The organism is Sulfuricurvum sp. RIFCSPLOWO2_12_FULL_43_24 (genome assembly GCF_001829605.1).
In the GTDB taxonomy this organism is placed as follows: Bacteria; Campylobacterota; Campylobacteria; order Campylobacterales; family Sulfurimonadaceae; genus Sulfuricurvum.
The window spans coordinates 43,972-52,248 of record NZ_MIBT01000013.1 but is presented as its reverse complement, the minus strand read 5'-3'; the positions used below and the strand labels follow the sequence as shown (position 1 = coordinate 52,248).

Sequence of the window (8,277 nt, the reverse complement as noted above, 5' to 3'; positions counted from 1 at the left end):
GAGATATTGTTTCTCAACCCTTTTATGCCCGATGCGATCCGTGTCCCGAAAATACGGAGTGTAGCCGATGTGAAAAGGGTTTTAACGTTGGTGGATGAAGAGATTGAAATTCATCTCTCCATCGAAACCAAAGAGGCGTGGCTGGCATTGGCGGATCTCAATATTGATTCACGGATAAAAGCCTATTATTTAGGGATTTTGGATCTCTTTGCCGATTTGGGTCTCTCTCAGAGCCTTCTTACCCCTGATAACCCTGCGGTTCACTATCTATTGTCCCATTTTTTGATCACCTGCCGAGCCTGTGAGATTAAACCGGTCTCTTTTGTCTATCAAGATTACAAAAACAGTGACGGATTGCGCAATTGGCTGGAGTTGGAAAAAATGATGGGATTTGATGCGAAAGGGTGTATTTCCCCTGCACAGGTAGAACTGATTCATGAGAATTTTGGACACACTGATGCGGAGATAAGCCGATGCCGTGAGATTGTAAGATTGTTTGAAGAACACAGTGCGCGGGGAATCAGCGGTTTCACGGATGAGCGGTATGGATTTATTGACGAGCCGATTTATAAGGGTGCATTGGCAGTATTGAATGTGCGGTAATTTTTCATATTGTCATATTTCTACATCATTTTCTTGCGACGGGGTACAATGAAGAAAACCATCAAAGGTGACCTATGAAAAAAGAGATCATAGAAACGTTACAGAGTGAGTTTAACGCTATCGCCAATATATTAGACGATGGACGAACCGAATACTGGTATGCGCGGGATTTGCAAAAAATGCTGGGATACCAAGGTTGGGATAAATTTCAAAATGTCATCGATAAAGCAAAAGATGCATGTGAAAATTCCAATGTTGATGTATCAGACCATTTTCGCCACGTGGGAAAAATGGTCTCTATCGGATCAGAAGCTACAAGAAATATAGAAGACATAATGCTCACACGCTATGCGTGTTATCTCATCGCCCAAAACGGTGATAGCAGAAAAGAGCAAATCGCTTTTGCACAAACCTATTTTGCGATCCAAACACGTAAACAAGAGATTTTAGAACAACGCCTAGAGTTGGAAGATCGTTTGCAAGCACGCGCAAAACTTCGTGAGTCAGAAACCGAACTCTCAAAAAATATCTATGAACGGGGTGTGGATGATAAAGGGTTTGCTCGAATTCGTTCTAAAGGAGATAGTGCGCTGTTTGGAGGATACGCAACACAGGCGATGAAAGATAAACTCGAAGTACCCGATAACCGATCATTAGCGGATTTTCTTCCGACGATTACCATCACAGCGAAAAATCTTGCGACCGAAATCACCAATCATAATGTCAAGCAAAATGATCTCTATGGTGAAAATGCCATTACCAATGAGCATATTCAAAATAATGAAAGTATACGAGGATTATTGGTGGAACGTGGGATTAAACCCGAAGAATTACCGAGAGCGGAAGATTTGAAAAAACTCGAACGTAAAGTCAAATCCGATGAGAAAAAACTGATCAAAGAGAGTGCACTTCCCAAAGAGAAGAAGTGAGCGACTACAATGAAGAGCGATTCTAACTGTGGTGAATTCGCCATAGTTGAAGATAGTTCAGAAAAGAATTATAAAACTACATGGGGACAATTTGTCCCTAGGCACTGTAGGAATAGCGTGAATGACAAAACCTTTGTTACCTCCGAAAAGAAAGCATAAAAATCACTCTTTGACAATAATATAAACCCTTATCCGTATATGGGTCGGTTGGTCGGGCTTGGGATATTTGGGATGGGCGAGGTTGATGGTTTGGAGCGTTAGCTCATCGAGCGGTGTGCCGATACGGTTTTTCTCCAATGAGAGATCACTGATTCTTCCATCAGGGTTGAGGATGAACTCGACCACGTTATTATCCATCGGATCGACATCATCGGGGCGTTCACGCAGTAATCGTGTACCGACCATCTCATTGATTTTACGTATTTTTTGGAGATTATCGATGATATAGTGCTGTTCACCTGCACTCAGGGCGAAAAATTCATCACCGTAGTGGTGGAGGACAGAGAATGGAAGGCTCTCTCGGTCCGCTTCGGTTATATGTTTCAGTGAAATTTGGGATGAAGGTTCTTGCAGTTTTATAGGTGTAGTTGAAGCGCTCAGAGCCTTGGATGGTTCAGATTCGGTGATTTGTGTGGGTGATTGGCTCGCTGAGGGGATCGTATCCATAATTTCAGTCTCTTCACTGAGGGTGATACCAAAGCGCTTTTCTTTGTAAAATGGTTTTTGATCGGATATCTCTTCGTACAATACCAAAAACCAAAACAACCCCAATAACAGCGTATGAATAAAGATTGCAATGAAAAGCGCTAACAAAAATCGGTTTGCTTTCATACGTTGATTATAACCACTGAAGTTCCGATGTTATTAAAAACTTCACATTAGAAGAGAGATTTAATACCCTGTAAGATTGTAAAAAACACGGTAGCGAATCAGTGTTTTTTGTTGCGGTTTTGGATATTGGCCGTAGGCCAGTTCGATCACCTCTTTGGTCGTATCGTCCAAAATGGAGAGTTGGCTGTTTTTAAGAAAACGTATATCAGAAATACTTCCATTGGGGTGGAGATAAAATTCGATCATATTGGTATCGTTTATACGAATATTATCGGGAATACGAGATCGGCCGTAACGATCTAAGACTCCTTGGGTGATACGGCGCATCACTTCTTGGTTATCAAGGATATAGCGTTGTTCCCCTTCGGAGAGTTCATTAAATTTATCACCGTAGAGACGTTGGATACTATCACTGACTTTGGTAAAACTTTTTGGGCGCTCTTGGGCTGATGAATCGGCTTTGGAGAGAATGTCGTACAGCCCTTGCTCTTTTTTGGGTTGAGGCTGCCGCTGAATCTCGGCAACCGTTTTAGCAACATGGCGCTCGAATGCTTTTTTAGGCTCTACAATCGGTTCAGAAACCGGAGGTATTGGTTTAGTGGCAGGCGTTACCGGAGGTGTCGGCTTGATGGTTTGCGGCTTCGGTATAGGTTGGGTGTTTTTGATAAGCTGTTCACCGCGTGGGATGGGAAGGGTAGGGGAAATTTTAGGAATATCGTTTTTGACAATGGCTTCGGGTCTGTTGTTCGGCATCTCTTTGAGTGAGAGTCTAAAACGTTCCTCTTTAGGCTCTGGAGGCTTCGTTTCGGGCGGGATAGAAGGTTTCAATTGATTCATCATCATAAGTAACAATATGATAATAAGGTGCACCAGTAAAGCGATTAACAGTGCATAGAAAGAAAAAGATTGGGTTCGCTTCATAGTCTCAAAAAGTATTTAGATAAGGCACGAAGTGCACAATGAGGGAAATTGTACCTCGTATTAGCTAATGAAATGGAAAAGGCTAAGGAATACGTGACGGTTATTTACTTCTTGCAATAGTTGTTAAACAATTTGTGCTATGATATTTGAAGATGAAAGTGGAGAAAATAGATGCGGCGTATTGTCTATATTATACTTTTTGCCATTGTTGTTTTGATTTTTAAAGCATTTTTTTTGGATGATTATTTAAAAGAGCGTGCCAGTGAAAATAACGAAACAGCGCCGGTAGAAGAGGTCAAAACCGAAGAAACAATCAAAGATAAGCCCACAGTCACTAAGAGTGTTAAAGAGAAAAAAGTACAACATTCAAACAAAAATGAGGGTATGCCAATCGATCAGCTCGGTGATAGCATCGCTGAAAAACTGGACGATAAACTATAAGTTATTTTTACCGAGAGAGAATTACTCCGCTAAGAACAATTAACACTCCCCCTCCAATCACCATTGGTGTCGGGAAGAGATCTCCCAACATCACTCCGAACAACGTGGCAAAAAGTACCACTGAATAGCTCACCGTACTAATAACCCCTGCTTTAGCGTAAAAATAGGCACGGGTCATGTAAATTTGCCCGTAAGCGGCAGTAACTCCCATCAATGCAATCCAAATCCAGTCATAACCGGAAGGCTCAATAAACGGGGTTAGGGCAAAGGCGAAAAATTCTGACGTTATGTATTGCGCGGTAAACATCAAAAATACGGGGATAAGCACTCCCGATAGCATAAAAGAGAGGACAACGGTTCGTTCGTCATAGTAGGCTTTGAGGCTTCGGACACTGGTGTAAGCCAACGCCGAGAGAAAGCCGGTCAATATCCCCATAACATGAAGATATCCCAGATTCATTCCGCTGAGCATCGCTACACCGGCAAAACCTATGAATATAGCGAAAATAGCACCGGATTGAAGTTTTTCTCTAAGGAGTAAAAAGGCGAGTAAAGCGGTAAAAATCGGTTCGGTTTTCGCGTAAACGATAGCATTGGAGAGGGTAGTAGCACTGATGGTATAAAAAAAGGTAAGGAGGGCTATGGTTCCGATAACACCGCGAAAAATAAGGGTGAAGGGTTTTCCGCCGATATTTCGGATGGGTTTGTTCAGGCTGAAAAGGGCTATAACGATCAATCCGATCGCATTACGCCAAAAGGTCACTTCGACCGAGCCCATCGAACCCGATAGAAGTTTTGCGAATAACATCGTAAGGGCAAATAAAAAAGAGGCCATCAACATATAAACTATGCCTCGGCGTGTATCGCTCAGGTGTGAAATCATGATGCGATTATAGTCTATGCTCCCTTTTTATGTCGATACATTGATTTATCTGCGGCCTCCACAACGTGGAGGACATCTGCACCACGGGTAAAGGGTGCCATTCCGTAGGCAAAACTGACTTTAAACGATTTATCCTCAACCTTGAAATGGATTTTTTCAAAATAGCGGAGAATATTTTCGATTTTCGCTTTAATATCAGAGGTGGAAACTTTAGCATCAAAAACGACGATAAACTCATCTCCGCCATAGCGTACTACCCGTCCTCCGCTCTCTTTGAGTTTTGCTGTAACATGGATGAGTACTTTATCGCCGACGAGATGACCGTAGGTGTCATTGATCTCTTTAAATTTATTCAAATCAATCATCACGATTGTACCGCTGTCACGTAATGAGAGTTTATCCTGAGTCAAGATGGTGTCGTCGAACCATTTTCGATTATAACTTTTGGTCAGACCATCTTCGTAAACGATTTTTTGGAGTTCTTGGATCTCTTGTTGGAGTTGTTTGGTTTTCTCTAAAATGGAGGTTAAAAGCGATTTGTCTTCAGTCTCTATGGCTGTGATAGCGTGGTCGGCACATTCAGAGAGGGTGATAATGTGACGAACGATTTTTTCATCAAGCATCTCATAGGTTAACAGCTCATCGGGTTTGAGATGAATATCACGAGATTGTGAGGCTTCGTAGTAGAGTTTCCCATACTGAGCCGGAAATACAATGGGTACGTTATGAATAGCTTGTTTGACTTGATTCGTGATTTCAATGTGCTCTTGATGTAAATCAGCCATATTTTTCCATTTTAATATCAATTATAGTTAATGATTATACTTTTTACTCCCTGCCAGTATACTGAATTTTAGGATAATAATCACAATAAATTCAATCTCAGTAACAGCAGGCAGAACACGTTTTTATAAAGCTTCTGAAAGGTTGTCTTTTAAGGTAAAAACAATTTTTCAATTGCTGTTATGGACAATGGTTTATGAAAATAGAACCCTTGTACGGAATCGACTCCATTTGTTTGTAGAAACTCAAGTTCTTCATAGGTTTCTACCCCTTCTGCAAGGACTTCCATCCCAAGTCCTTTTGCCAGAGCGATAATGGTTTTGACAATGGTTTGGTTTTTGGGTTCTGAGGTGATATTGCGAATAAACGAGATATCGATTTTAAGTTTGTCGATGGGAAGATGTTTGAGATAGGAGAGGGAGGAATATCCGGTTCCGAAATCATCGATAGAGATGTAAAATCCTTTGGATTTCAGGATTTCCAGTAATACGATCATCTTTTCAGGATTTTCGAGGATTGAACTTTCGGTAATTTCGAGTTCAATCCATGCGGGGTTACAGTGTGTCTCCATAATAATACGCTCCAGTGTCGCTAAGAAGTTCACATGCGTAAGTTGCCGTGCTGAGATATTGATCGCAATACGTCCTTGTAACAGATTGGCTTCTGACCATTTATGTGCAATCTGACACCCTTGATAGAGGACAAAATCACCGATCTCTTGTATCAAACCTGTCTCTTCGGCAATCGGAATAAAGATAGCCGGCGAAATACTTCCATCGGGGGTAAACCAACGAATAAGTGCTTCAACACCGATGATTTTAGAAGTATGAATATCGACTTGGGGTTGAAAGTAGAGCGCTAAGGCATCACTCGAGAGCGCTTTTCTGAGACTGGTAGCGATTGTTGTACGGTACAGGGCACTTTCGGTCAGATGGGTACTGTAAAAACTAAAGGTATTTTTTCCCATTTTTTTGGCGTTGTACATTGCAGCATCGGCACGCTGCAGTAACTCTTCGGTTGTTTCTGCATCGGCTGGATACATCGCAATACCGACACTGGCAGTGATGTAAATATCAGTTGATTCGATGTGGAAAGGATTGTTGAGGATGGAAACCAGTTGATCCATGGTGGATTGAATAAGATTATGATCTTTTTGACACCCTAAAACAATGACAAACTCATCTCCTCCGGTACGGACGATAAAAGTTTTTGGCGGGAAAATATCTTGGAGAAGGGTTGCAAAATGGACGAGGAGTGTATCTCCAAATCGATGCCCGTAGGAGTCGTTTACCTCTTTAAATCCATCGAGATCGAGGAAAAAGAGGGCAAACGGGTGATCTTCCATCCCATCGGTTTTGATTTTTAGTGTCTCAATAAGGCTTAAACGGTTTGGTAATCCGGTTAGTGGATCGTGATGGGCTAATGCATCCAGATGTTCTTTGGCTTCTATAAGATTTTGCTGATGGATTTTACGTTCGGTAATATCACGTGCTGAGGCATAAATGTAGGGTTTGTTATTGAGCATAATCCCTTTTGCATTGATCTCTACGTCGATTTGCGTTCCATCTTTTCGGGTATGGCGCGTTTCAAAGGTAATACGTTCTTGTGTGAGGTTATGCATCATCTCGTGGATTATTGCGGGATCGAAATAATGATCCCAGTCGTATACACTCAGCTTCTCGGTTTCTTGTCGCGTATACCCCAGCATAAAGGCAAACGAATCGCTGAAAAGGTGGAGGTTTCCGTCCAAGTCGTGTACATGGACCCCATCACTGGCCGTAGAAAGTATTAATTCGATCTCATAAGTATGTTCACGGTTTTTGCGAGAGGAGATGATGTAATAAAACGTAAAAGAGGCTCCCGCAACGGTGATCATACTAAAAAGCAAGATGAGTGGCAAGGAATATTTTTGCAAAACGTCTTGAAAACTGAATGTCATTTTATCGAAGGGATAAACTTGATATTTCTGCATTAAATCACGGGTCGATTTATAAGAGATCGGATTGGAAAAGGAGTGATAATCATTGTAAAGAGTAGAATTGATATGGTACAAAGCAAGGGTTGTTTGTTTGATGGTTTCGGGATCTGGACGGGTGGTCGCTGCAACAGCCCATTCGGGATAGAGAGGTGTGGAACGGAAATAATGGAATGTGTCGGTTTTAGGCTGAGGATTGATGATTTTTAATTCACCGTTTTTGAGTTTTCCTTTAGCGATCATCTCTTCGATGTAGCCGGTCCGAAAAAATGCGACATCAGCCGCACCGGAGCGTAGGGTGTCGAGTATTCGTTCTTGCGGCTGACCGGTAAAGATGAGACGGCAATCTTTACGAATATCGACCCCGGCATTCATCAAGGTATCGAGAGGCAATAAATAGATGGCAAAGGCTTCTTTGTGTGTTGTTGCAATTGTTTTATCTCGAATGTCACTGAGTTGATTGATATCATGGCGATCGGATTTAACGGCGATTACACCGCCATAGCGGGTAAGTTGTTTTTTTTGATCGTCTTGACGGATAATTGAGGCGATGTTTTGGGCATTGTATTTGGTTTCCATCGTGACATAAGAGAGCGAATGGACAACCATAAAATCCAGTTTATTCAGCGCTACCGCTTTTTCAAGATCGATTTCTTTATACGAGTGAATGCGGTAATTGTACTGGGGTTCGAGACGGTTGAGTTCATCAGCGAGAGGTTGCCATATTTGTTGATTTTCGGCAATGGGACGAAATGAAATGATACCGATATCAATGTTTTGTTTCGATGGGTTATTCGATGCAAATAGAGTTGGATGAATTATACAGAGTAGAACGAGAAAAGAAAAAATAAGATGCATTCATTATCCACATGTGATATTAATCAGCAATTATACATTAGATGATGGTTTAA

Annotated in this window: 8 protein-coding genes; 3 read left to right on the top strand and 5 right to left on the bottom strand. The window is 41.7% G+C overall.

What is annotated here, in order from left to right:
- Positions 1-603: aldolase/citrate lyase family protein (locus tag A3G19_RS01305; protein ID WP_294870202.1), on the top strand; the 603-nt coding region annotated here is incomplete at its 5' end.
- A 74-nt stretch (positions 604-677) separates the two neighbouring features.
- Positions 678-1,532: a DNA damage-inducible protein D gene (gene dinD / locus A3G19_RS01300; RefSeq protein WP_015653873.1), complete on the top strand. Its 855-nt coding sequence runs from the start codon at positions 678-680 to the stop codon at positions 1,530-1,532.
- A gap of 162 nt (positions 1,533-1,694) precedes the next feature.
- Here the strand turns inward: dinD and A3G19_RS01295 are convergent, their stop codons facing one another.
- Both A3G19_RS01295 and A3G19_RS01290 read right to left on the bottom strand, forming a co-directional pair.
- A complete protein-coding gene (locus A3G19_RS01295) occupies positions 1,695-2,363 on the bottom strand; it encodes an energy transducer TonB (protein ID WP_015653872.1) in 669 nt (222 codons plus the stop codon).
- Positions 2,364-2,423: 60 nt separating this feature from the next.
- Positions 2,424-3,191 (bottom strand): hypothetical protein, encoded by a 768-nt coding sequence (locus tag A3G19_RS01290; protein ID WP_294870200.1) that lies wholly within the window; start codon positions 3,189-3,191, stop codon positions 2,424-2,426.
- A gap of 264 nt (positions 3,192-3,455) precedes the next feature.
- On the opposite strand from A3G19_RS01290, the gene A3G19_RS01285 reads away from it, so the two are divergent.
- Positions 3,456-3,725 (top strand): hypothetical protein, encoded by a 270-nt coding sequence (locus A3G19_RS01285; RefSeq protein WP_015653870.1) that lies wholly within the window; start codon positions 3,456-3,458, stop codon positions 3,723-3,725.
- A 7-nt stretch (positions 3,726-3,732) separates the two neighbouring features.
- On the opposite strand, the gene A3G19_RS01280 is transcribed toward A3G19_RS01285, so the two are convergent.
- The 3 genes from A3G19_RS01280 to A3G19_RS01270 form a co-directional block, all read right to left on the bottom strand.
- Entirely contained in the window at positions 3,733-4,608 is an 876-nt protein-coding gene (locus tag A3G19_RS01280; RefSeq protein WP_041192424.1) for a DMT family transporter, read from the bottom strand.
- Positions 4,609-4,622: 14 nt separating this feature from the next.
- Positions 4,623-5,393 (bottom strand): GGDEF domain-containing protein, encoded by a 771-nt coding sequence (locus A3G19_RS01275; RefSeq protein ID WP_015653868.1) that lies wholly within the window; start codon positions 5,391-5,393, stop codon positions 4,623-4,625.
- 149 nt (positions 5,394-5,542) lie between these two features.
- On the bottom strand, positions 5,543-8,224 hold the full coding sequence (locus tag A3G19_RS01270; RefSeq protein ID WP_294870198.1) for an EAL domain-containing protein: 2,682 nt from the start codon (positions 8,222-8,224) through the stop codon (positions 5,543-5,545).
- Positions 8,225-8,277: the final 53 nt, after the last annotated feature.

Bases quoted from the DNA above. Each gene is read 5' to 3' on its own strand.
- dinD (WP_015653873.1), top strand. From the start codon at position 678: ATGAAAAAAGAGATCATAGAAACGTTACAGAGTGAGTTTAACGCTATC.
- A3G19_RS01295 (WP_015653872.1), bottom strand. From the start codon at position 2,363: ATGAAAGCAAACCGATTTTTGTTAGCGCTTTTCATTGCAATCTTTATT.
- A3G19_RS01285 (WP_015653870.1), top strand. From the start codon at position 3,456: ATGCGGCGTATTGTCTATATTATACTTTTTGCCATTGTTGTTTTGATT.
- A3G19_RS01280 (WP_041192424.1), bottom strand. From the start codon at position 4,608: ATGATTTCACACCTGAGCGATACACGCCGAGGCATAGTTTATATGTTG.
- A3G19_RS01275 (WP_015653868.1), bottom strand. From the start codon at position 5,393: ATGGCTGATTTACATCAAGAGCACATTGAAATCACGAATCAAGTCAAA.
- A3G19_RS01270 (WP_294870198.1), bottom strand. From the start codon at position 8,224: ATGCATCTTATTTTTTCTTTTCTCGTTCTACTCTGTATAATTCATCCA.